Source organism: Georgenia sp. G2120, from assembly GCF_055326485.1.
In genome coordinates this window covers 168,179-189,620 of the sequence record NZ_JBUZNL010000001.1, presented here as the reverse complement: position 1 = coordinate 189,620, position 21,442 = coordinate 168,179, and the positions used below count along the sequence as shown (strand labels likewise).

Below are 21,442 nucleotides of genomic sequence, written 5' to 3'. Positions count from 1 at the left end.
AGGGTGCCCCGGTGGCCGCCGACCGACCGACCGCTCCGCAGGGTGCGGAGACAGGCACCGGGCGGGACCACGGCACCGGGCGCAGCTCCGACGCCACGCGCCCCGCACGCCGCCGCACCCGCACCCGGACCCGGGTGGCGATCGCTGCGGTGCTCGCCTTCGTCTCGCTCGCGCTCGTCACGGGCGCGAACGTGGTGCAGGGTCAGCGCGGGGGCACGTCGGCCTACATCGCGCTCTACCAGGACGGCCTCGGCACCGGGGCGGACGGCCTCGTGCGCTCGTTGCCCGCGGGGCGGGACGCCGAGTACCTGCCCGGGTCGCGCGTGGTGGTGCCGGAGAGGGCCACCGACCTCCCGGCCGCCCGCCTCCAGGCGGCGCGCGAGCGGCGGTGGCTCGCGGACGGGATCGTCCCCGGCGACGGCACGCAGTGGGAGGAGCTGGTCGCGGGCGCCCTGCTCGACCTGCACGCGCTCCAGGGCGGCCGCGGCACGTCCGGACCGGTCGCGGACACCGACGAGCGTGTGGTGCTGGCCGCCTGGCATCCGCGGTGGCAGTACGTGTGGCCGCGCGACACCGCGTTCGTCGCCGTCGCGCTCGCCCGGACCGGGCACGTCGAGGACGCGGCGGACGCGCTCGTCGCCGTCGGGGAGGCCCAGGCCGACGACGGGCTGCTCGCGCCCCGCTACCTGCCCGACCTGTCCGGGACGCCGGACGACCGGCCGCCCCAGGGCGACGGCCCCGGGTGGCTCCTGTGGTCCGCCGGGCTCACCGTCGAGGCCTGCGAGGAGCAGGCGGCCGGCGGGGGCGAGGAGGCCGGGACCGACGACGGTGCCGGCGCCGACGCCGACGCCGGGACCGGCGATCCCCCGGACTGCGCTGCGGTCCTCGAGGCGCTCGCACCGATGATCGAGCACTCGGTCACCGCGGTGCTCGCCGCGACCGACGGACCGAGCCCGCTCCCGGAGCCCACGTCGGACTACTGGGAGATCCCCGAGGACCGGCTGCCGCTCGGCGCCGTCGCGCCCCAGTGGGCGGGGCTGCAGGCCGCGCCCGCCCTGCTCGAGGCGCTCGGAGAGGACGAGCTCGCCGACCGGGCGCGAGGGCGTGCGGACGCGCTCGGCCAGGCGCTCGAGGCGTCGTACGGCGTGCGCGGCTGGACGCGGTACGCCTCGTGGGACCCGACTGCGGCGGTTCGCGGGGTGTCGGGCCGGGACGCCTCGACGTCGTTCCTGCTCCCGCCGTTCACCGAGGCACCTCCGGCGGGGGCCGAGGCCGCGTGGCTCGTGTCCGCGGGCGAGATGGCACGGCCCGCGGGCGGGCTGGCGCCGGGCAGCAGCTGGCGGCGGGACGGCATCTCGTGGACCCCGCAGACGAGCCTGTACGCGTGGGTCGCGGCGGTCAACGATCGGCCCGACGACGCCGTGCGTCGTCTCGCGTGGGTCGAGGCCCATCGCACGGCCTCGGGTGCGATCCCGGAGAAGGTCCTCGCCGACGGGTCGCCCGCCGCGGTCGCGCCGCTCGCGTGGTCCGCCGCGAACGTGGTGCTCGCCGTCCTCGCCCTCGAGGAGGCCGGTCAGCTGCCGGCGGAGATCCCGACCGCCGAGGGGCAGGGATCGGCCGACTGAGGTGAGCTGCGGCCGCCCGTGGACGGCCGCAGCCCCGGCTCAGCCCGACTTGCGTCGGAACGTGCGCTTGAGGTCGGGCGCGGCGACGTCATGCGCCTTGCCCTCGCCGTGGCCGCCGTCACCGTGGGCCGCGGTGCCCCGAGCCTTCTTCCGCTCGAGCGCCTCGCGCATCTTCGCCTTGACGTCCTCGGCGGTCGGCTGAGTCTCGCTGTCAGACATGACGCCTCCTCTCGCTCCTCGACGGTCCGGCTCCGCGGACCGGGTCACCCATCCTGCGCGAAGGTCGCAGGGGCGGCCAGCGAATTGAGGACGTCGGGGCCGGCGCGGGCCCGGCGCGCGGCCGGTCCGGGAGGCGGTTACTCCTGGAAGTCGGGACGGAGCACGACGACGACGGACGCCGCCGCGGCCTGCTCGGCGTCCTCCTCGACGGCCTCGATGCCCAGGGCGTCCGCGACCTCCTGCGCCGTGGCCTCGTCCGCGGGGTCCGCGTAGAAGACGGTGGACGTCTCGGGCGGGCCGTCGCCGATGTTGTCGGCCGTCACGTTGGTGAAGCCGGCCGCGCCGAGCGTCTCGGCCGTGCGGCCCGCGATACCGGCCACGCGGGCGCCGTTGAGGACCTGGACGTCGGTCGCGAGGTCGACGTCGCCCGCAGGTGCGTCCTCGCCGCCCTCGGACGGAGACTCGCCGCCACCCTCGGAGGGGGCCTCTCCCCCGCCGTCCGACGGTGCTTCGCCGCCGCCCTCCTCGGAGGGGCTCTCGACCGGTCCCTGGCTCGGGGCCGGGCCGGGCTCGGTCGCGGTCTCGTCGTCGCCCCCGCCGATGAGCAGCGCGGCCACCCACACGACCACCACGAGGGCGGCGAGGACCGCGATGAGCGGGAGCATGGAGGCGCGACGCGCGCGCTCGCGGTGCGAGCCGTGGGCCGCACGCTCGCGCGCGGCCCGGTCGAACTCGTCCTCGGGGTACTGGTCAGGAGCGCTCACGCGGGTCACGCTACCCGGCGACGGCGGGCAGTCACGGACCCTCGCTCAGGGGACACGGACCCGTCTCTCAGGGCAGCTGCAGCCGGCGCACGCTGCGCTCGCGGTGCCGCTCGGACCGGAGCCGGCGGAGCCGCTTGACGAGCATGGGGTCCTGGGCGAGCGCAGCCTCGGAGTCGAGGAGCTGGTTGAGGATCTGGTAGTACCGGGTCCCGCTCATGCCGAGCCGCTCCCGGATCGCCGTCTCCTTGACGCCGGAGTAGCGCCACCAGCGCCGCTCGACGTCGAGCACGCCGGCCTCGACCTCGGTAAGGCCGTCCGCCGCGGCGCGCCCCGTGCCCGATCCGGCCTCGGGTACCGCTGCCGACATGCCACGCTCCTCGTCCGTCCTGGTCGGCCCGTCGGCATCGGCCGGCGGGGGTCTCGCGATGGCCATGGTAGGGGCAGAACGACAGCGTTGTCATTCACCGCGCGGTGGTGCTCGGCACGGGTCTGGCCGACGTCGGGTACCGACCTGACTCCGCGGGGACGCGAACCGCCCGGGCACGGCTGGTGCCGTGCCCGGGCGGTCGCCTGCTCTCCTGGATCGAGGTCAGCTCGTGTAGTCGAACAACGACAGCCAGATCTCCGTGTCCGCGTCGACGTTCTCAAGGTACTCGTCCATCGTCACCCGGTACACACTCTCGTCGTCGAGCGGCGGCATCTCGCTGTCCCCGATCGCCGACGCGACCGCCGCCGTCGACCCCTCCGCCCAGGTCGGCCCGCCGGTCGCGGCAGCGACCGCATGAGCCCGCGCGTCGTCGTCCTCGACGACTGGGAGGGCCTCCTCGCCCGCTCCGAGGGCATCGCGCGCATGCGGACCCGCGCCGACGTCACCGTGCTCGATCGCCCGCTCGCCGAGGTCCCCGACGCGGACCTGGCGGACGTCGAGTACGTCATGGCCGTGCGCGAGCGCACCCGGTTCGACGCCGCCGCGCTCGACCGGCTCCCGTCGCTCAAGGTTCTCCTGCAGTCCGGCGGTCACGCATACCACGTCGACCTCGAGGCCGCGCGCGAGCGCGGGATCGTCGTCACCCACGGCCGGCGCGCGCACGGCCCCCGCGCGGCGGTGCCCGAGCTGACGTTCGCCCTGATGATCGGCGCGCTGCGGCACTTACCCACCGCGGTGCGCGAGATGAGCGCGGGCGGGTGGCCGGCGCTGACCGGCCGCACGCTGGCGGGGCGCCGCCTCGGGCTGCTCGGCACCGGGCGGCACGGAGCGAACGTCGCCCGGATCGCCGAGGCCTTCGGGATGGACGTCGTCGGCTGGGCCCGCCCCGGCGCGACGAGCCCCAACCCCGACATCCCGCGGGTCCCGCTCGACGAGCTCCTGCCCGCCTGCGACGTCGTCAGCATCCATCTGCGCCTCTCCGACGAGGTGCGCGGGCTGCTCGGGGCGGCCGAGCTGGCGTCGATGCGCGAGGGCTCGGTCCTCGTCAACACCTCGCGCGGGGCGATCGTCGACGAGCCTGCGCTCGTCGAGGCGCTGCGCTCCGGACCGCTCGCAGCTGCGGGGCTCGACGTGTTCGCGGACGAGCCGCTGGCCCCCGACTCTCCCCTGCGGACCCTGCCGAACGCCCTCATCACGCCACACATCGGGTGGACTGTCGAGGAGGTCCTCGACGAGTTCGCGACGATCGCGGCCGACCAGCTCGAGGCACACCTCGACGGCACCCTGTCCGACGACGAGGTCAACCCCGGGGCTGCTGGCCTGTGACGGACGGGCGCGGGCGGCTCGCATCCCTCGGCGGCATCGCGCGCGTCCTCGCCGGGGCGGCGGCGGGGGCGGCCCTGCTCGACCTTCTCGGCGTACCGGCCGGGATCCTCCTCGGCTCGGTCATCGGTGCCGCGCTCGCCAACCGGGCGATCCCGGGGACGTCGGCGGTGACGATGCCGCGCGGGTTCCGCGTCGTCGGGTTCGTCCTTATCGGGTGCCTGACCGGGGTGCGGCTCGAGCCGCACGCCCTGTCCGTGCTCGCGCGCATCGCGCTCCCCGTGCTCGCCTCGGTGGCCCTCCTCCTGCTCCTCAACGTCCTGCTCGCGCTCCTCCTCGTGCGCCGCTACAAGGTCGATGCGATGACGGCGGTCCTCGCCACCGCTCCGGGCGGGCTGAGCGAGATCGTCGCCGTGTCGATGGACTGGGGCGCACGCACGTCGGTGGTCGTCGCGATCCACACCGTCCGCGTCATGGTCATCGTGCTCGTGGCGCTCCCGCTGCTCGTCGCCTACCTCTCCACCCGATGAACTGGCTCGAGGTCCTCGCCATCCTCGGCGGCGGCGTGGCGGTGGCCGCGCTGTTCCGCCTCCTGCGCGTCCCCATGTGGCCGATCTCTGGCGGGGTCGTCGGCGCCGCGGCCGCCCACCTCGTCATCGGCGGCACCACCGTCATGCCCGCCCCCATGTCACCGGTCGCGCAGGTGCTCGTCGGGGCGGCGATCGGGGCCACGATCGGCCCCGAGATCTTCAAGGAGTTCGCCCGGCTGCTGACCCCGGGCGTCATCGCGGTCGTCCTCGTGGTCGGCCTCGGCGTCGGCCTCGGGTTCGCCCTGCACGGGCTCGGCCTGCTCCCTCCGGCCGAGGCCGTCCTCGGCATGGTGCCCGGCGGGGTCGGGGAGATGGTGGCGGCCGCGATCTCCCTCGAGGTCGACAGCGCGGTCGTCGCCGGCATGCACCTCGTGCGCCTGCTCGTCGTCATGTGGACGCTGCCGCTGCTCGTCCGCTTCGCCCGGTATCTCGGCGGGGGCGGCGGCGCGGCGGGTCCCGCTCCGGCCACCGGCCCGGACGCCGACCCGCCCCCGGGCTCGGACACCGGACCCGGTCCGGCCACGGGACGCGGCCCAGCCGCCGACCCGGTCCCCGACTAGCCTCGCCGGTATGCCGACCCGCCCGTTGACCGAGCTGATGGATCCCGGCTGGGCCGCCGCGATGGAGCCCGTCGCCCCGCAGATCGCCGCCCTCGGCGACAAGCTGCGCGGCGAGCTCGCCGCCGGCCGCACGTACCTCCCGCCGGCGGAGAACGTCCTGCGAGCGTTCACCTACCCGCTGGCGGACGTGCGCGTGCTCGTCGTGGGCCAGGACCCCTACCCCACGCCGGGGCACCCGATCGGGCTCAGCTTCTCGGTCGCGCCCGACGTGCGGCCCGTGCCGAAGTCCCTGCGGAACATGTTCACCGAGCTGGCCGACGACGTCGGGGCCCCCACCCCCTCGACCGGCGACCTCAGCCCCTGGGCCGAGCGCGGGGTCATGCTCCTCAACCGCGTCCTCACCGTCCGACCCGGCGCCGCGGGCTCGCACCGGGGCTGGGGCTGGGAGGCCGTCACCGAGCACGCGATCAAGGTGCTCGTCCGCCGCGACCAGCCGCTCGTGGCGATCCTCTGGGGGCGCGACGCCGGCACGCTCCGGCCGATGCTCGGCGACACGCCCGTGGTCGCGTCCCCGCACCCGTCGCCGCTGTCCGCCTACCGCGGGTTCTTCGGGTCGCGCCCCTACTCGCGGACGAACGAGCTCCTGGTCGCCGCCGGGGCGGAGCCGATCGACTGGCGGCTGCCGTAGACCTCGGCCCCGCACCCGTCCGCCCGTCGCCCGCCGCCCGTCAGCGAAAATCACCGGCACGTGCCGCGCGCGGCACCTACGATGGGTGCCGTGGCACATCAGCTCCTCTTCCTCTGAGGGACCCCGTCCCCGACCCGCCCGCCCCTGCGGCCCGCGGGTCGGCCGAACGGACCCCACCCGCTGACCGGCCCCGCGGCCGGCACCCGTGAGACGGAGCGCCGCACGCGCCTCCGTCCGGAGGACCTGATGACTCTCACCCCACCCCTGCGACCGACCCTGCCCGCGCGTGACCATGCGCAGCTCGCCGCCACCGACGTCACCCTGGCCCGCGGCGGTCACCCCGTCCTCACCGGGGTCGACCTCGCGGTCACGCCCCGCTCCCGCTGGGGGATCATCGGCGAGAACGGCCGGGGCAAGTCGACCCTCCTGCACGTCCTCGTCGGCGACCTCACGCCCGACACCGGCACGGTCGTGCGGACAGGCACGATCGGCGTCGCCGAGCAGGAGATGCCCTCCGGCGACGGGCGAACGGTCGGCGACCTCGTCGACGACGAGCTTGCCGACTCCCGGCGCGCGCTCGCCGAGCTCGACTCGGCTGCGGCGGAGCTCGCCGACGGTGTGAGCGGCGCCGACACGCGCTACGCCACCGCCCTCGAGACCGCGACCCTGCTGGACGCCTGGGACGCGGACCGCCGGGTCGACGTCGCGCTCGAGCGCCTCAGCGCCGTCACCGACCGCGCACGGCCCCTCGCCGAGCTGTCGGTCGGGCAGCGCTACCGGGTACGCCTGGCCGCACTCCTCGGAGCGGAGCACGACTTCCTGCTGCTCGACGAGCCGACCAACCACCTCGACGCCGCCGGCCTCGACCACCTCACCGAGTCCCTGCGCGGCCATGCGGGCGGTGTGGTGCTCGTCAGCCACGACCGGGCACTGCTCACCGACGTCGCGACGACGATCCTCGACCTCGACCCGAGCCCGGACGGCCGCCCCACCGTCTACGGCGACGGGTTCGCCGGCTACCAGGAGGGCCGCCGGGCCCAGTACGAGCGCTGGGTCGCCGACTTCGAGGCCGAGCGGGCCACCCGTGCACAGCTGAAGCAGGACCTCGCGGCCGCGCAGGACCGCCTCGTCACGGGCTGGCGGCCGGACAAGGGCACGGGCAAGCACCAGCGACAGTCGCGTGCGCCCGGGCTGGTCGCCTCGGTGCACCGGCGGCAGGAGGCCCTCGACGCGCAGGCGCTCTCGGTGCCCGAGCCGCCCCTGCGACTCTCGCTTCCCGAGCTGCGGGGGCGGTCCGGCGTGACGATGCTCCGCGCCGACGAGGTCACCGTCGACGGGCGCCTCGACCGGCCCGTCACCCTCGACGTCCCCTCGGGTGGCCGGCTCGTCGTCACGGGGCCCAACGGGGCGGGCAAGTCCACCCTGCTCGCCGTCCTCGCGGGACGCCTCGAGCCGACGTCGGGCACCGCCCGCCCCGCCCGACGGGCCCGGGTCGAGCTGCTCGGGCAGGAGTCGCCGCGCCCGGGCCGGCGATCCGCGCACGCGGTCTACCGGGACCATGTCGGCCGACTCGTGAGCGACGGCGTGCTGCCGGAGAGCCTGGTGGTCGGCCTGTCGAGCCTGGGTCTGCTGCGCGCCGCCGAGCAGCGCAAGCCCGTCGGCGACCTGTCGATGGGCCAGCAGCGCCGGCTCGACCTCGCGCTGGCGCTGGCCTCGCGGCCGCACGTCCTCCTGCTCGACGAGCCGACGAACCACCTGTCGATCGCGCTCGTCGAGGAGCTGACCGAGGCGCTCGAGGGCACGGAGGCGGCGGTCGTCGTGGCGACGCACGACCGGCAGCTGCTCCGCGACGTCGCGCACTGGCCGCGGCTGGCCCTGGAGCCGACTGCGGGACTCGAACCCGCGACCGTCCGCTTACAAGGCGGGAGCTCTACCAGCTGAGCTAAGTCGGCGCAGGCCCGGCCGGAGCCGGGCCTGCGCCGAGGGTACGCGAGGTGTCAGGGGGCGACCGTCTCGCTCTCACCGCTCGGCGACTCGGCCGGCGCATCGCTCGGCGTCTCGGCGGCGGGCTGCTCGTTGCCGGTGACCTCGAGGTAGAGGCCGCCCGGCGTGTACCGGCCCTCGGTGAACTCGTCGCCGTCGATGAGGATCGTGGGCGTGCCCTCGACCCCGTCGGCGACGGCCTGCTCGGTGGCCGCGGCCACGTACTCGGCGAACTCGTCGTCGGTGATGCTCGACGCCACGTCGGAGGGGACGCCGACGCCCTCGAGCGCGGCGATGATCTGCTCGTCCGTGGGCTCCTGGCCGGTGGACTGGGTGGCCTCGAGGCTGGAGAGCCACAGGTCGAACAGGGCGTCGTTGGCCTCGAAGATGTACTCGGGTGCACCGTCGGCGACCACGTACATCGCCTCGACACCGCGGCCGGAGTAGCCCGAGTAGTCGCCCGAGCGGTCGAGCAGGCCCACCGGGCGCAGCGCCGCCTGGGCCTCGCCCTCGGCCACCAGCATCTGCAGGCCCTCGCCGTTGGCCTCCTCGAAGTTCGCGCAGTAGGAGCACGTGTGGTCGGCGTAGACGTCGACGACCGGCGCGCCGTCGGTCGTAGAGCCGGCCACACCGTCCTGGCCGACCATGATCGCGCCGTCCTCCTCGACGTTCTCCGGCACGGGGCCGGCGTACTCGTCGAGGGGGGACTTCGTCCCCTGCCAGATGATGTAGCCGATGACGCCGACGACGAGCACGGCACCCGCGACCACGGCCGCGATCGTGAGGATGCGGTTCCGACGGGCCCGACGCTGCTGCTCGGCCTTGAGCTTGCGGGCGCGCTCGCGGGCTGCCTCGCGCCGCTCGTTGGCGGTGAGCCGGTCCTTGTTGGCCATGGGTGAAGTCCTCCGTCGTGCCGTGACCTCCCGCGACAGGCCGGAGGCGCCCCCACACTACGACGCGGGCGTCGCGCGGCGGGGCGGCGTCGACCACGCGGACGGATGAACGTGGCCGGTGTCTCAGCCGGGTGGGGGCGGGGGAAGGTCCGGGGAACGATCGCGGGCGAGCCGGCGAGGAGTCACGGTCCGACGGCGACGCGCCCCCGGAGGACGCACCCGGCGCCCGGCGCCGGTCAGTCGGCGACGACGGAGGTGAGGTCGGGAAGGGGCCACCACAGCGGATCGGGTGCCGCGCCGACGAGCGCGGTCCCACCGGCGACGACGGCGACCGCGAGCAGCGCGGCGACCAGGACGATGCGCGCGAGCCGCCCCGGTGCGAGGGTGCCGACGACCGAGCGGAAGCCCTCGCGCGCGTTGGAGCCCGTCGGTGCGAGCCAGACGCCGCAGACGGCGAGAAGACCGGCGAGCAGGAGGATGGGCGGAGTCGCCGGCTCGCCGGTGAGCAGCTCGGCGCCCAGGACGACCGACGCCGCAAGGACGAGGCCGATGACCACGCCGATCGCGCTCGTGAACGCGCCGACCACGAGGTGCCAGGGCATCGCGGCGAGCATCCGCCCCGTGTCCCCCGCCCGGACCCCGCGCCGCAGCCGGGCGTTGCGGCGCCCGCCGTCGGCCTGGCCCCAGGCCGCGAGGAGCACGGCGGAGAGCACGAGGAGCACGAGGAACCAGCCCGGCGCGTGCGGGGCGAGGGCCGCAAGTGCGAGTCCCGCGGCGGCCGCGATCCCCGTCCGCTTCGCGGGGGGCCGGGCCCAGTCCGGCACGCGCCCGTCCTCCCCGAGGAAGGAACGCGCGGTCTGACCGTCCGGGAGGGAGGTGCCCGTGTTGCCGTACGCCGCGATCCCCTCGGCGGTCTGGCCGTAGGGCCCGGCGGCGGGCTCGGGACGGTCGAGCCCGAGCGGGCCGGGGGGACGGCCGCCGGAGCCACCGCGCGACCGACCGTCACGCGTGCGGTCGTCCCGCGCCCGGTCACCGTACGCCGAGCCGCCGACGTCCTGACCGCCGCGCCCCTGGCCCCCGTGCGCCTGGTCGCCCGGCCAGCGGTCGCCCGAGCCGGGCGGGTAGCTGCGCGGTGCCGGGTAGACGGGCGGCGCCTCGCCTCCCGCCGTGGCGAAACCGCCCGCCGCGGCTGATCCGCCGGCGCCGGCCGCCCCGTAGCCGGCGCCCTGGGCCCACCCCTGGTCGGCCACCTGCGTGCGGCCCTCGGCAGCGTGGCCACCAGGGAGGCCACCGTGGTGTGCCGGCGCTTCGACACCATGGCCCTGCCCCGGTTGCCCGTATCCGGCGGGCTCGTACCGGTCGCCGGAGCCGTGGACCGGCCGCCGGGTCCAGCCGTCGCCGGACCCGGGGTCCGCGGCGGGAAGCACGCCCGTCGCGGCGCCGTCGGCGGGCAGCACCCCGTGCACGGCCGACGACGGCGCACGGCGCGCGCTCTCGGCGATCCGCGCGTCCAGGTCCGCCCCGGAGATCTCACCGTCGATGACCGCGAGCACGGTCTCCGGGTCGAGCCGGTGGGCGGGGTCCGGGCTGAGCGCGGCCGCGAGGGCGCGGGAGAGCATCGGGTCGACGCCCTCGAGGTCGACGCGCCCGGTGGCCACCCGGCCGAGGACGGCGGCGGTGGGCCCCTTCCCGAACGGGGGGCGCGCCGTCGATGCGTGGACGAGGACCGCGGCCCAGGCCCACCAGTCGCACGCCGGCGAGGGCTCGGCGCCGGCAAGCACCTCGGGGTCGAGGTAGCCCGGCGTTCCGGTGACGAGGCCCGTCTGGGTGAGGCGCTCGTCGTCGACGACCTGGGCGATCCCGAAGTCGATGAGGACGGGGCCCTCCGGGGAGAGCATGACGTTGCCCGGCTTGAGGTCGCGGTGGACGATGTCCGCCGAGTGGATGGCGCGCAGGGCGTCGGCGAGCCCGTGGGCGAGCATGACGATCTCCTCGCCGGAGAACGCACCGTGCTCCGCGACGTCCGCCTCGAGGGTGGGACCGTCGACGAGCTCGGTGACGACGAAGGCCTCCTCGTCCTCGACCTCGGCGTCGATGACCCGGGCCACCCCGGGCGCGCGGACCCGGTGGAGGAGCTGGACCTCGCGCGCGAGGCGGGCCCGGGAGGCGGCCTCGCGCGCCACGTGCGGGTGGAGCAGCTTGAGGGCCACGCGGTGGCCGTCGCCGTCGACGGCCTCGTGCACCTCCCCCATCCCTCCGGACCCGATCCGGCGCAGGAGCCGGTAGCCCCCCAGCTCCCGGACGTGCTCGCTGCTCCGTGCGCGTCCGGCGTCGCGCGACGTCACGGCGGCCCGGACGGCGGTCACGTCGGGACCGTCCCACCCTCCGGCCGCCCGCTCGGGGCCCGCAGCACTGTCCACGCGCCGAGGCTATCCGTGCCGCGCGCACCGTGCCGGTCCGCCACCCGGCGAGGCCTCCCCGCACGTCGCCCCGTCCTGATGCCCGGCCGGGGCCCGGGTACGGCCCCGCCGGCGCAGGGCCCGCACCCGGGTGCAGCCGCGCACGCGTGGGCCTACGGTGGGAGCGGCCGCCCAGGTGGCGCCGGAGGAGGACGCAGGATGACGCGCAGCACCACGAGCACGAGCACCACGGACGACGACGCGACCACCGGCCCGGTCGACGCGGCCGGCGACGGCTACGACCTCGTCGTCGTGGCCAACCGGCTCGCCGTCGACGCGGTCGAGGGACCGGACGGCGAGACCGAGTGGCGCCGCTCGCCCGGCGGCCTCGTCACCGCGCTGGCACCGATCATGCAGTCGGTCGAGGGCGCGTGGATCGGGTGGACGGGCGCCACCGCCGAGGACGAGGAGACGCCGGCCCCGTTCGACGCCGTCGGCATGCACCTCGTGCCCGTCCCCCTGCGCGCGACGGAGGTCGAGCGCTACTACGAGGGCATGGCCAACGGGACCCTGTGGCCGCTGTACCACGACGTCATCGTCCAGCCCGAGTTCCACCGCGAGTGGTGGGACGCCTACCGGCGGGTCAACCAGCGGTTCGCCGACGCCGCGGTCGAGACCGTCGCCGAGGGCGGCACGGTGTGGGTGCACGACTACCAGCTCCAGCTTGTCCCGTCGCTCATCCGCACCCGGCGCCCCGACGTCCGGATCGGCTTCTTCAACCACATCCCGTTCCCGCCGGTCGAGATCTTCACCCAGCTGCCGTGGCGCCGCCAGGTGGTCGACGGTCTGCTCGGAGCCGACGTCGTCGGCTTCCAGCGCGAGTCCGACGCCGGGAACTTCCTGCGCGCGGTCCGCCGCCTCACCGACCACCCCACGCGCGGCGACCAGGTCCGCGTCCGGCCGAGCTCGCTGCTGCCGGAGGAGCGCTCGGTGCGTGCGCGGGCGTTCCCCATCTCGATCGACTCCGAGGGGTTCGCCGAGAAGGCCGCCCGCCCCGAGGTCCGGGAGCGCGCCCGGGCGATCCGCAAGGAGCTCGGCGACCCGCGCACGGTGCTCCTCGGCGTCGACCGGCTCGACTACACCAAGGGGATCCTCCACCGGATCAAGGCGTACGGGGAGCTGGTCCGGGACGGCCTGCTCAAGGCCGACGAGACCGTGCTCGTCCAGGTCGCCTCGCCCTCGCGCGAGCGGGTCGAGCAGTACAAGGTGCTGCGCGACGAGGTCGAGGTCGCCGTCGCCCGGATCAACGGAGACCACGGCGACATCGGCTCGGCGCCGATCAGCTATCTCCACCAGTCCTTCCCGCCCGAGGAGATGGCCGCCATGTTCCTCGCGGCCGACGTGGCGCTCGTGACCTCGCTGCGCGACGGCATGAACCTCGTGGCCAAGGAGTACATCGCCGCCCGTGAGGACCTCGGCGGCGCGCTCGTCCTCTCGGAGTTCACGGGCGCAGCGGACGAGCTGCCGCAGGCGTTCATGGTCAACCCGCACGACATCGACGGGCTCAAGGCCGCGATCGTCCAGGCCACCCACCTCAACGCGCAGGAGGGCCGCCGCCGGATGCGGTCGATGCGCCGCCGCGTGATGACGCACGACGTCCAGCGCTGGGCCGACGACTTCCTCGGCTACCTCGCGCAGGCCCACCCGCGCGGCCTCGCCGAGGGCTCCGGCCACGGGAACGGCTCCGCCCACGCGGAGGGCTCCGGTCACACGTCCGACGACGCCGGACACGCACCCGACGACGACGGACACGCACCCGACGACGACGGTCCCGCCACCGGGGCCGCGAGCACCCAGGAGGACCGATGAACGAGCAGCCCGACGTGAGCGCCGACCGCGGCGTGCCCGGCCCGGGGATCGACTCCCCGATGTTCACGGTGCGCCTCGACCCCGAGCTCGACGAGGCGGTCGGCGCGCTCGCCCGCCACGAGCACCTCCTCGTCGCCCTCGACTTCGACGGGGTCCTCGCCCCGCTGGTCGACGACCCGCTGACCTCCCGGATGACCGACGCCGCCGTGTGGGCCGTCGACCAGCTCGCCCAGCTGCCGGGCGTCAGCGTCGCGGTCGTCTCCGGCCGTGACGCCACGACGCTCGCCTCGCTCGCCGACCTGCCGGAGGGGACCCGCATCGTCGCCTCCCACGGCGCGGAGCGCGGCCGGATCACCGCCGACGGCGGCATCACCGCGGACCCGATCGACCTCGACGACGAGCTCGTCGCCCTGCGCGCCGAGGTCCTGCGAGAGACCGAGCGGATCGTCGCCGAGCACCCGGGCACCCACCTCGAGGCCAAGCCGGCCTCCGTCACCCTGCACACCCGCGGCCTCGGCGAGGACGCAGCACGGGCCGCGACGACCGCGCTGCTCACCGGCCCCGCCGGCCTGCCGGGCGTCCGCGTCATCTCGGGCCACGACGTCCTCGAGATGGCCGTGCTCACCGTGACGAAGGGCGACGGGGTGCTCGACCTGCGGGCCGACACCGGCGCCGACGCCGTGCTCTACGCCGGGGACGACCGCACCGACGAGGACGCGTTCGCCGTCCTCACGGGGGCCGACCTCGGCCTCAAGGTCGGCGACGGGGAGACGGCGGCCCGGTTCCGGGTGGGCGACCCCGACGAGGTCGCCGCGGTGCTCGACCGGCTCGCCCGCCTGCGCGGCTGAGCAGCGGGACCTCCGGCCTGCCGCGGGACCCGGCCGCGTGCCATGATGCTCCTGCGGTCGGCCACGGGGGCGCCCGCGCGTGTCGGTGTAGACACACCCGCGCTCTTCACGACGGATCGTCCGGCACGTACCTGCCGGTGAAGGGATACCACCACCATGGCTTCAGTGACCTTCGACAAGGCCACCCGCGTCTACCCCGGCTCCGACCGGCCCGCGGTGGACGCGCTCGACCTCGAGATCGCCGACGGCGAGTTCCTCGTCCTCGTCGGCCCCTCCGGCTGCGGAAAGTCCACGTCCCTGCGCATGCTCGCGGGGCTCGAGGACGTCAACGCCGGTCGCATCCTCATCGGCGACCGCGACGTCACCGACGTCCAGCCGAAGGACCGGGACATCGCGATGGTGTTCCAGAACTACGCGCTGTACCCGCACATGAGCGTCGCCGACAACATGGGCTTCGCCCTGAAGATCGCCGGGACGCCGAAGTCCGAGATCGCCGCGCGCGTGGAGGAGGCCGCGAAGATCCTCGACCTCACGGACTACCTCGAGCGCAAGCCGAAGGCGCTGTCCGGCGGTCAGCGCCAGCGCGTGGCCATGGGCCGCGCGATCGTCCGCCAGCCGCGCGTGTTCCTCATGGACGAGCCGCTGTCCAACCTCGACGCCAAGCTGCGCGTCCAGACCCGCACGCAGATCGCGTCGCTCCAGCGCCGCCTCGGCGTCACCACCGTCTACGTCACGCACGACCAGACGGAGGCCCTGACGATGGGTGACCGCATCGCGGTCCTCAACTTCGGCGTGCTCCAGCAGGTCGGGACGCCGCGCGAGATGTACGACCGCCCCGCGAACGTGTTCGTCGCCGGGTTCATCGGCTCGCCCGCGATGAACATCGGCGAGTTCACCCTCGACGGCGACCACGCCACCCTCGGCGAGGCCCGCATCCCGCTGAGCCCGGCGAGCCTGGCGGCGCTGCGCGAGGAGGGGGCGAGCACGGTGACGATCGGCTTCCGACCGGAGTCCACGGAGCGGGTCTCGGAGGGCACCCCCGGCGCGCTCCCCGTCTCCGTCAACCTCGTCGAGGAGCTCGGCTCGGACGCCTACGTCTACGGCTCGCTCGTCGGCCGCGAGGCGGCGGCGAAGGTCGGCTCGGGCGAGGACCCCGACCAGGTCGTCATCCGGATCGACCCCCGCGACGTCCCGGACAAGGGCTCGACGATCCACGTGACCATCCGCCCCGAGGAGCAGCACGACTTCTCCCCCTCGACCGGCGAGCGCCTGCCCCACTGAGGCACCCACCCGGGGCGCGGCGCGCACGCCGCGCCCCGGGAACGCCCTCGGGAGCGCCCCAGGAAACGCCCCCGTCGCCGCGCCCCGGCGCCCCGAGCCGGGTCGCCGACGCCCGACCCCCAGCAGGAGGAGCTCCACCAGTGGCCCAGGAACGGCAGATCACCGCGTCCGTGGTCGACGCCGGCCTGCTCGCCCTGCCCTGGGACGTCCCGCTCGAGGAGTGGCCGGAGGACGTCCTCGCGGCACTCCCCCGCGGGCTCTCGCGGCACGTCGTCCGGTTCGTCCGCACCTCGACCGGACTCGTCGCCGTCAAGGAGATCGGCGAGTCGGTCGCCTACCGCGAGTACGAGGTCCTGCGGACCCTGGGGCGCCTCGAGGCCCCCGCCGTCGTGCCCCTCGCCGTCGTCACGGGTCGGACGGGGGCCGACGGCGAACCCCTCAACTCCGCCCTCGTCACCCGCCACCTCGAGTACGCCCTGCCCTACCGCGCGCTGTTCAGCCAACACATGCGCCCGGAGACGATCGGGCGGCTCATCGACGCCCTGGCCGTGCTCCTCGTCCGCCTCCACCTGCTCGGGTTCTTCTGGGGCGACGTCTCGCTGTCCAACACGCTCTTCCGCCGGGACGCCGGTGCGTTCGCCGCCTACCTCGTCGACGCCGAGACGGGCGAGCTGCACCCGCCGCTGTCCGACGCCAAGCGCAGCTACGACCTCGACCTCGCCCGCACGAACATCATCGGCGAGCTGATGGACCTCCAGGCCGGTGAGATCGCCCCGGAGGACATCGACACGATCGAGGTGGGCGACCAGATCGTCTCCCGCTACGAGTCGCTGTGGGCCGAGCTCACCCGGCGCGAGAGCTTCAGCGCCGGCGAGCTGTGGCGGGTCGAGCAGCGGATGAACCGGCTCAACGAGCTGGGCTACGACGTCGACGAGATCGACATCACGACCGACGTGTCCGGCACGACGGTCTCCATCCAGCCCAAGGTCGTCGACGCCGGCCACTTCCACCGGCAGGTCATGCGCCTGACCGGGCTCGACGTCCAGGAGAACCAGGGCCGCCGGATGCTCAACGACCTCGAGCAGTTCCGCGCCACCCGCGGCGGACCCGGGGACGACCTCGCCGTCGTCGCCCACGACTGGCTGGGCGAGGTCTTCGAGCCGACCGTCCGGGCGGTGCCGCGCGAGCTGCGCCGCAAGCTCGAGCCGGCGGAGATCTTCCACGAGATCCTCGAGCACCGCTGGTACATGTCCCAGGCGCACGGGCGCGACGTGCCGACCTCCGAGGCGGTGCAGTCCTACATCGAGACCGAGCTGCGGCACCGGATGGACGAGCGCCGGGTCATCGACACCGACAACCCCTGAACCGGTGCGCGGCCCCTCCGGGGCGCCCGGCCACGGCGCGACGCCCGGGGGCCGACAGCCCCTCGCCGTCAGGCCTCGTCGTTCCGGGTCAGGCCGAGGTGTCGCGCGGGCGCGGCGGCAGGACGAGGCGCCCGGCCCCGTCCGTGTGCCGGCGGGCGTAGGCCTGGAGGAAGAGCTCGCCGACCGCGTCGGCCAGGAGCAGGACACCGGCGGACCGGGCGCCGAAGGACCGCTTGCGCATGAGGAGGCTGGCCCCCCAGAGCTCGGCCGCGACCGCGCCCCGCAGGATCCACGGCCGGTCGACCGCGAGGGCCCGGTAGAAGCCCCACAGGTCGCGCAGCGGGAGCGGGACGTCCGGGTCGCGCTCGTCGAGCACGAGCCCGTCGCCGGCGAGCACCGACTCGGCGGCCTCGTCCAGGTACTGCGCCACGCCCGCGTCGCTCATCGCTGCTCCTCCGACCCCGCTGCCGGCCCCGCGTCCGCCGCGCGGTCGTCGAGCGCCTCTTCTCGTCGTCGGGAGATCTCGTAGAGCGCCACGCCCGTGGCGACGGCCGCGTTGAGGGACTCGACGTCGGGGGCGATGGGGATCGACGCGACGACGTCGCACGTGTCGCGCACGAGCCGCGAGAGCCCCTTGCCCTCCGAGCCCGTGACGAGCACGAGGGGCTCGGTCGCGAGCTCGAGGTCCCGGATCGAGGTGGTCGCCTCGCCGTCGAGACCGACGACGAAGCAGCCGGCCTTCTTCGCGTCCGTGAGCGCGCGGGTCAGGTTGGTCTCCCGAGCCACCGGGACGCGGGCGGCGGCGCCGGCCGACACCTTCCACACGGTCGAGGTGATGCCGGCGGAGCGGCGCTCGGGCAGGAGCACGCCGTCGGCGCCGAACGCCCCGGCCGACCGGAGCACGGCCCCGAGGTTGTGGGGGTCGGTGACGGAGTCGAGGGCGACGATCAGCGGCGCTCCCCCGCGGTGCTCGGCCCGGTCGAGGAGGTCGGTGAGGTCGGCGTAGGAGTACGGGGCGACGGCGATCGCCACGCCCTGGTGCACGCCGCCGTCGGTGAGGAGGTCGAGGTCGACGCGGGTGGTCTCGACCAGCGGGGCGCCGAGCGCCGTCGCGGTGCGCACGAGCTCGGCGAGCCGGGCGTCCGAGGCAGCGGCGCCGGAGATGAGGACGTGGGACATCGTCACGCCGGCGCGGACGGCCTCGGCCACGGGGTTGCGGCCCACGACGAGCTCGGCGTCCGCCGCGATGCCCAGGCGGTTGCGCAGCTTCGCGGCACGGTCGGCGGCGAGGGCGGCCTGCGCCTTGGGGTCGTTGGTCGCCCGGCGGCGGTTGGCCTCGGCCCGCTTCGCCGCCGGGTGGTACTCGCGGTCCTCGGCCTTCGGCGTCGGGCCCCGGCCCTCGAGCCCGCGGCGGCGCTGGCCGCCCGACCCCTTGGTGGGCGCCTTCTTCGAGCCTGCCTTGCGTACGGCGCCACGGCGCTGGGAGTTCCCGGCCATCAGGCACCTCCTGCCAGATGCCAGCGGGCCCCGCCCGCACCGTCCTCGACCGAGATCCCGGCCGAGGTGAGCCTGTCGCGCACGGCGTCCGCCCGTGCCCAGTCCTTGTCCGCCCGCGCCCGGGACCGCTCCTCGAGCGCGGACTCGACGAGGGCCGCGAGGGCGTCGTGCGCCGCGTTCCCCCCGGAGGCTCCCCCCGCAGCGCCGGTCGTCCCGGCCCGCCAGGGCTCGGCGAGCGGGTCGAGCCCGAGGACGTCGAGCATCGCGCGGACCCGGACCTGGCCGGTGTGCGCGTCGGCAGGGCGGGCGTCGGCGAGCGCCGCGTTGGCGGCCCGCAGCTCGGCGTGGACGAGGGCCATCGCGGCCGAGACGCCGAGGTCGTCGTCCATCGCGGCGGTGAACTCCGCCGGCAGCGCGTCTGCGGCGGCGAGCTCCTCGGCGCCCGCCTCCCCGGTCGCCTCGGCGGACCGCAGCACGAAGGAGGTGATCCGCTCCCACTGCGCCGCGGCCTCCGAGAGCGAGACGTCGGAGAACTCGACGGCGCCGCGGTAGTGCACCGAGGCGAGCGCGAGGCGGACGACGGGGGCCGGGGCCCGCGTGAGGACCTGCTCGACCGTGAGGGCGTTGCCGAGGGACTTGCCCATCTTCTCGCCGGCCACGACCACCCAGGCGTTGTGCATCCAGATCCGCGCGAACCCGTACCCGGCGGCGCGGGACTGCGCCTGCTCGTTCTCGTGGTGGGGGAAGCGCAGGTCGATGCCGCCGCCGTGGATGTCGAACGTCTCACCGAGGTAGCGGTGCGCCATCGTCGAGCACTCGAGGTGCCAGCCCGGCCGACCGCGGCCGTAGGGGGTGTCCCAGGCGGCCGACTCCGGCTCGCCGGGTCGCGGCGCCTTCCACAGGGCGAAGTCGAGCGGGTCGCGCTTGTCGGGCGCGACGTCCGTCTCGTCCACCACGGAGCTGCCCGCACGCTGGTTGGTCAGGGCCCCGTAGTCGTCGAAGGAGCGGACCGAGAAGTAGACGTTCCCGGCGTCGCCCGCGTAGGCGTGGCCGCGCTCCTCGAGGCGCCGCATGAGGGCGACCATCTCGGTCACGTGGCCCGTGGCCCGCGGCTCGTAGGTGGGCGGGAGGACGCCGAGCGCCGCGTAGGCCGCCGTGAACTCGCGCTCGAACCGGTAGGCCCACGCCCACCACGGGGCGTCCGCCAGCGCGGACTTCTCGAGGATCTTGTCGTCGATGTCGGTGACGTTGCGGACGAGCGTGACGTCGAGCCCGGAGCGCCGCAGCCAGCGCGCGAGGACGTCGAACGCGATCGCGGAGCGCAGGTGCCCCACATGGGGAGCACCCTGCACGGTGGCGCCGCACAGGTAGATCCCGACCTTGCCCGGGGTGACTGGGTCGAGGGGGATCTCCCGTCGGGAGGCGGTGTCGTGCAGGAGGAGGCTCACCGGGACAGCCTAACGACGACGCCGACGAACCCGCCGATGTCACCTTCCCGACACCAGGTGCGGCTAGGTTGCGCGGGTGACCACCCCGGAGCCCCCCGGCCACGACCGCCCCGAGCGGTCCGCGCCCGCCACCACCCCCCGCACCTCGACCACCGGCACCATGCCCGACGACGACGCCGCCCCCGCGGCGGGCCCGGACCCCGCGGCGGCCCGCCTGCGCGCGGAGGCCCGCCGGATCGCCCGCCCGTCGAAGGTTCTCGTCTGGGGGCTGTGGGACTGGGCCTCGGCCGCGTTCAACGCGGTGATCACGACCTTCGTCTTCTCCGTGTACCTGACGAACGAGGACCTGTTCGGGGAGGGGGCCGACGGCATGCTCGCCGCCGTGCTCGCCGTCGCGGGGGTCGTCATCGCGCTCATCGCCCCGGTGACCGGGCAGCGGGCGGACCGGTCCGGGCACCGCGCGCTCAACCTCGCCCTGTACACGGGTGTCATCGCGGTGGTCACCGCGTGCATGTTCCTCGTCGCCCCCGCCGTGCAGGCCGACGGGTCGTTCGAGGCCCAGTGGCTGTGGCTCGGGCTCATCCTGCTCGCGGTCGGCAACGTCGCGTCCGAGCTCGCGGGCGTCAACTACAACGCCATGCTCAACGACATCTCCACCCCGCGGAACGTCGGTCGGGTCTCGGGCTTCGGCTGGGGCATGGGCTACGTCGGCGGCATCGTGCTGCTGCTCGTCGTCTACTTCGGGCTCATCAACCCCGAGGTCGGCCTGTTCGGCGTGACGAGCGAGAACGGGATGGACGTCCGGGTGACCACGCTCGTCGCGGCCGCGTGGACGGTGCTCTTCTCCGCGCCGCTCGTCGTCACCTCCCTGCGCGACTCCGCCCGGCTCCGCGACCGCACCGGCGCCGAGGCCGAGGCGCCGAAGGAGTCGATCGTCCAGTCCTACAAGCGGCTCCTCGGCTCGATCGCCTCCCTCTGGCGCACCGACCGGCGCACCGTGTGGTTCCTCCTCGCCTCGGCCGTGTTCCGCGACGGCCTCGCCGGGGTCTTCACCTTCGGGGGCATCATCGCCGCCGGCACGTTCGGCTTCAGCGCCGGCGAGGTCATCATCTTCGCGGTAGCCGCGAACGTCGTGGCCGGCGTCGCGACCATCTCGTTCGGCCTGCTCGACGACCGGTTCGGGCCCAAGCGGGTCATCGTGATCTCGCTCGTGTCGATGGTGGTCGCGGGCATCGGGATCTTCGCGCTGCACGACCTGGGTGCATCCCTCTTCTGGGTCCTCGGGCTCGTGCTGTGCGTGTTCGTCGGCCCGGCACAGTCCGCCTCGCGCACCTTCCTCGCGCGGCTCATCCCCCCGGGCAAGGACGGCGAGGTGTTCGGCCTGTACGCCACCACGGGTCGCGCGGTGTCGTTCCTCGCGCCCTCGATGTTCGCGGTCGCGCTCTGGGTCGGCCGGCAGGTCACCGACCTGTCCGGCAACGACGTCCAGTACTGGGGCATCCTCGGCATCGTCCTCGTGCTCGCCGTCGGTCTCGCGCTGCTGATCCCCGTCAGCGCCCGCGACCTCACGCCGCCCCGGGACGCCCGCCGCTGACACCTCCCCCCACCCCGTTCATCGAGATTGCGGTTCGTCGCCGTCGAGATTGTGGTTGGGAGCCGCGCAC

At 75.0% G+C, this 21,442-nt stretch carries 18 protein-coding genes, 1 tRNA gene and 1 pseudogene; 11 read left to right on the top strand and 9 right to left on the bottom strand.

Annotation, left to right across the window (positions count from 1 at the left end; translation table 11 throughout):
* Positions 1-11 precede the first annotated feature (11 nt).
* Positions 12-1,625: a glycoside hydrolase family 15 protein gene (locus tag ACZLMO_RS01030; protein WP_425714424.1), complete on the top strand. Its 1,614-nt coding sequence runs from the start codon at positions 12-14 to the stop codon at positions 1,623-1,625.
* Positions 1,626-1,664: 39 nt separating this feature from the next.
* On the opposite strand, the gene ACZLMO_RS01025 is transcribed toward ACZLMO_RS01030, so the two are convergent.
* The 3 genes from ACZLMO_RS01025 to ACZLMO_RS01015 all read right to left on the bottom strand — a co-directional run bounded on the left by ACZLMO_RS01025 (position 1,665) and on the right by ACZLMO_RS01015 (position 2,975).
* Positions 1,665-1,844, bottom strand: coding sequence for a DUF5302 domain-containing protein (locus tag ACZLMO_RS01025; RefSeq protein ID WP_425714423.1), 180 nt, complete (start codon positions 1,842-1,844; stop codon positions 1,665-1,667).
* A 137-nt stretch (positions 1,845-1,981) separates the two neighbouring features.
* On the bottom strand, positions 1,982-2,608 hold the full coding sequence (locus ACZLMO_RS01020; RefSeq protein WP_425714422.1) for a LytR C-terminal domain-containing protein: 627 nt from the start codon (positions 2,606-2,608) through the stop codon (positions 1,982-1,984).
* Between the two features lie 67 nt (positions 2,609-2,675).
* Entirely contained in the window at positions 2,676-2,975 is a 300-nt protein-coding gene (locus ACZLMO_RS01015) for a DUF3263 domain-containing protein (protein WP_425714421.1), read from the bottom strand.
* A gap of 414 nt (positions 2,976-3,389) precedes the next feature.
* Here ACZLMO_RS01015 and ACZLMO_RS01010 point away from each other — a divergent pair, with 414 nt between their 5' ends.
* From ACZLMO_RS01010 to ACZLMO_RS00990, 5 genes and pseudogenes are all read left to right on the top strand, one after another.
* Positions 3,390-4,361 carry an NAD(P)-dependent oxidoreductase gene (locus tag ACZLMO_RS01010; protein ID WP_463652635.1) on the top strand — a complete coding sequence of 324 codons (972 nt, stop codon included), beginning with the start codon at positions 3,390-3,392 and terminating at the stop codon, positions 4,359-4,361.
* Entirely contained in the window at positions 4,358-4,888 is a 531-nt protein-coding gene (locus ACZLMO_RS01005) for an AbrB family transcriptional regulator (protein ID WP_425714419.1), read from the top strand. The genes ACZLMO_RS01010 and ACZLMO_RS01005 overlap by 4 nt, the downstream gene beginning before the upstream one ends.
* On the top strand, positions 4,885-5,508 hold the full coding sequence (locus ACZLMO_RS01000) for an AbrB family transcriptional regulator (RefSeq protein WP_463652634.1): 624 nt from the start codon (positions 4,885-4,887) through the stop codon (positions 5,506-5,508). Before ACZLMO_RS01005 ends, ACZLMO_RS01000 begins: the two co-directional genes overlap by 4 nt.
* 10 nt (positions 5,509-5,518) lie before the next feature.
* Positions 5,519-6,196 carry a uracil-DNA glycosylase gene (locus ACZLMO_RS00995; protein ID WP_425714417.1) on the top strand — a complete coding sequence of 226 codons (678 nt, stop codon included), beginning with the start codon at positions 5,519-5,521 and terminating at the stop codon, positions 6,194-6,196.
* 246 nt (positions 6,197-6,442) lie between these two features.
* Positions 6,443-8,086, top strand: a pseudogene (locus tag ACZLMO_RS00990) (ABC-F family ATP-binding cassette domain-containing protein); the annotation flags it as partial.
* Here ACZLMO_RS00990 and ACZLMO_RS00985 read toward each other — a convergent pair.
* The 3 genes from ACZLMO_RS00985 to ACZLMO_RS00975 form a co-directional block, all read right to left on the bottom strand.
* Positions 8,073-8,148: transfer RNA gene (locus ACZLMO_RS00985), tRNA-Thr, on the bottom strand. The pseudogene ACZLMO_RS00990 and the gene ACZLMO_RS00985 sit on opposite strands and share 14 nt — an antisense overlap.
* A 45-nt stretch (positions 8,149-8,193) precedes the next feature.
* On the bottom strand, positions 8,194-9,072 hold the full coding sequence (locus tag ACZLMO_RS00980; protein WP_463652633.1) for a DsbA family protein: 879 nt from the start codon (positions 9,070-9,072) through the stop codon (positions 8,194-8,196).
* A gap of 236 nt (positions 9,073-9,308) precedes the next feature.
* Positions 9,309-11,492, bottom strand: coding sequence for a serine/threonine-protein kinase (locus ACZLMO_RS00975; RefSeq protein WP_463652632.1), 2,184 nt, complete (start codon positions 11,490-11,492; stop codon positions 9,309-9,311).
* A gap of 198 nt (positions 11,493-11,690) precedes the next feature.
* Between ACZLMO_RS00975 and ACZLMO_RS00970 the strand changes: the two genes are divergently transcribed.
* The 4 genes from ACZLMO_RS00970 to ACZLMO_RS00955 all read left to right on the top strand — a co-directional run bounded on the left by ACZLMO_RS00970 (position 11,691) and on the right by ACZLMO_RS00955 (position 16,833).
* Positions 11,691-13,340: an alpha,alpha-trehalose-phosphate synthase (UDP-forming) gene (locus tag ACZLMO_RS00970; RefSeq protein ID WP_425714414.1), complete on the top strand. Its 1,650-nt coding sequence runs from the start codon at positions 11,691-11,693 to the stop codon at positions 13,338-13,340.
* Positions 13,337-14,188: a trehalose-phosphatase gene (otsB, locus tag ACZLMO_RS00965; RefSeq protein WP_425714413.1), complete on the top strand. Its 852-nt coding sequence runs from the start codon at positions 13,337-13,339 to the stop codon at positions 14,186-14,188. Before ACZLMO_RS00970 ends, otsB begins: the two co-directional genes overlap by 4 nt.
* 156 nt (positions 14,189-14,344) lie before the next feature.
* A complete protein-coding gene (locus ACZLMO_RS00960) occupies positions 14,345-15,469 on the top strand; it encodes an ABC transporter ATP-binding protein (RefSeq protein WP_463652631.1) in 1,125 nt (374 codons plus the stop codon).
* A gap of 140 nt (positions 15,470-15,609) precedes the next feature.
* A complete protein-coding gene (locus ACZLMO_RS00955) occupies positions 15,610-16,833 on the top strand; it encodes a DUF4032 domain-containing protein (protein WP_463652630.1) in 1,224 nt (407 codons plus the stop codon).
* A gap of 88 nt (positions 16,834-16,921) precedes the next feature.
* On the opposite strand, the gene ACZLMO_RS00950 is transcribed toward ACZLMO_RS00955, so the two are convergent.
* From ACZLMO_RS00950 to cysS, 3 genes are read right to left on the bottom strand one after another with little or no spacing between them, the layout of a single operon-like run.
* Complete coding sequence (locus ACZLMO_RS00950; RefSeq protein WP_463652629.1) at positions 16,922-17,278, bottom strand: hypothetical protein; 357 nt, start codon at positions 17,276-17,278, stop codon at positions 16,922-16,924.
* Positions 17,275-18,330, bottom strand: coding sequence for a 23S rRNA (guanosine(2251)-2'-O)-methyltransferase RlmB (gene rlmB / locus ACZLMO_RS00945; RefSeq protein WP_425714409.1), 1,056 nt, complete (start codon positions 18,328-18,330; stop codon positions 17,275-17,277). The genes ACZLMO_RS00950 and rlmB overlap by 4 nt, the downstream gene beginning before the upstream one ends.
* Positions 18,330-19,778 carry a cysteine--tRNA ligase gene (gene cysS, locus ACZLMO_RS00940; protein ID WP_425714408.1) on the bottom strand — a complete coding sequence of 483 codons (1,449 nt, stop codon included), beginning with the start codon at positions 19,776-19,778 and terminating at the stop codon, positions 18,330-18,332. The genes rlmB and cysS overlap by 1 nt, the downstream gene beginning before the upstream one ends.
* Before the next feature lie 160 nt (positions 19,779-19,938).
* On the opposite strand from cysS, the gene ACZLMO_RS00935 reads away from it, so the two are divergent.
* Positions 19,939-21,372 carry an MFS transporter gene (locus ACZLMO_RS00935; protein ID WP_463652739.1) on the top strand — a complete coding sequence of 478 codons (1,434 nt, stop codon included), beginning with the start codon at positions 19,939-19,941 and terminating at the stop codon, positions 21,370-21,372.
* The last annotated feature ends 70 nt before the right edge of the window (positions 21,373-21,442 follow it).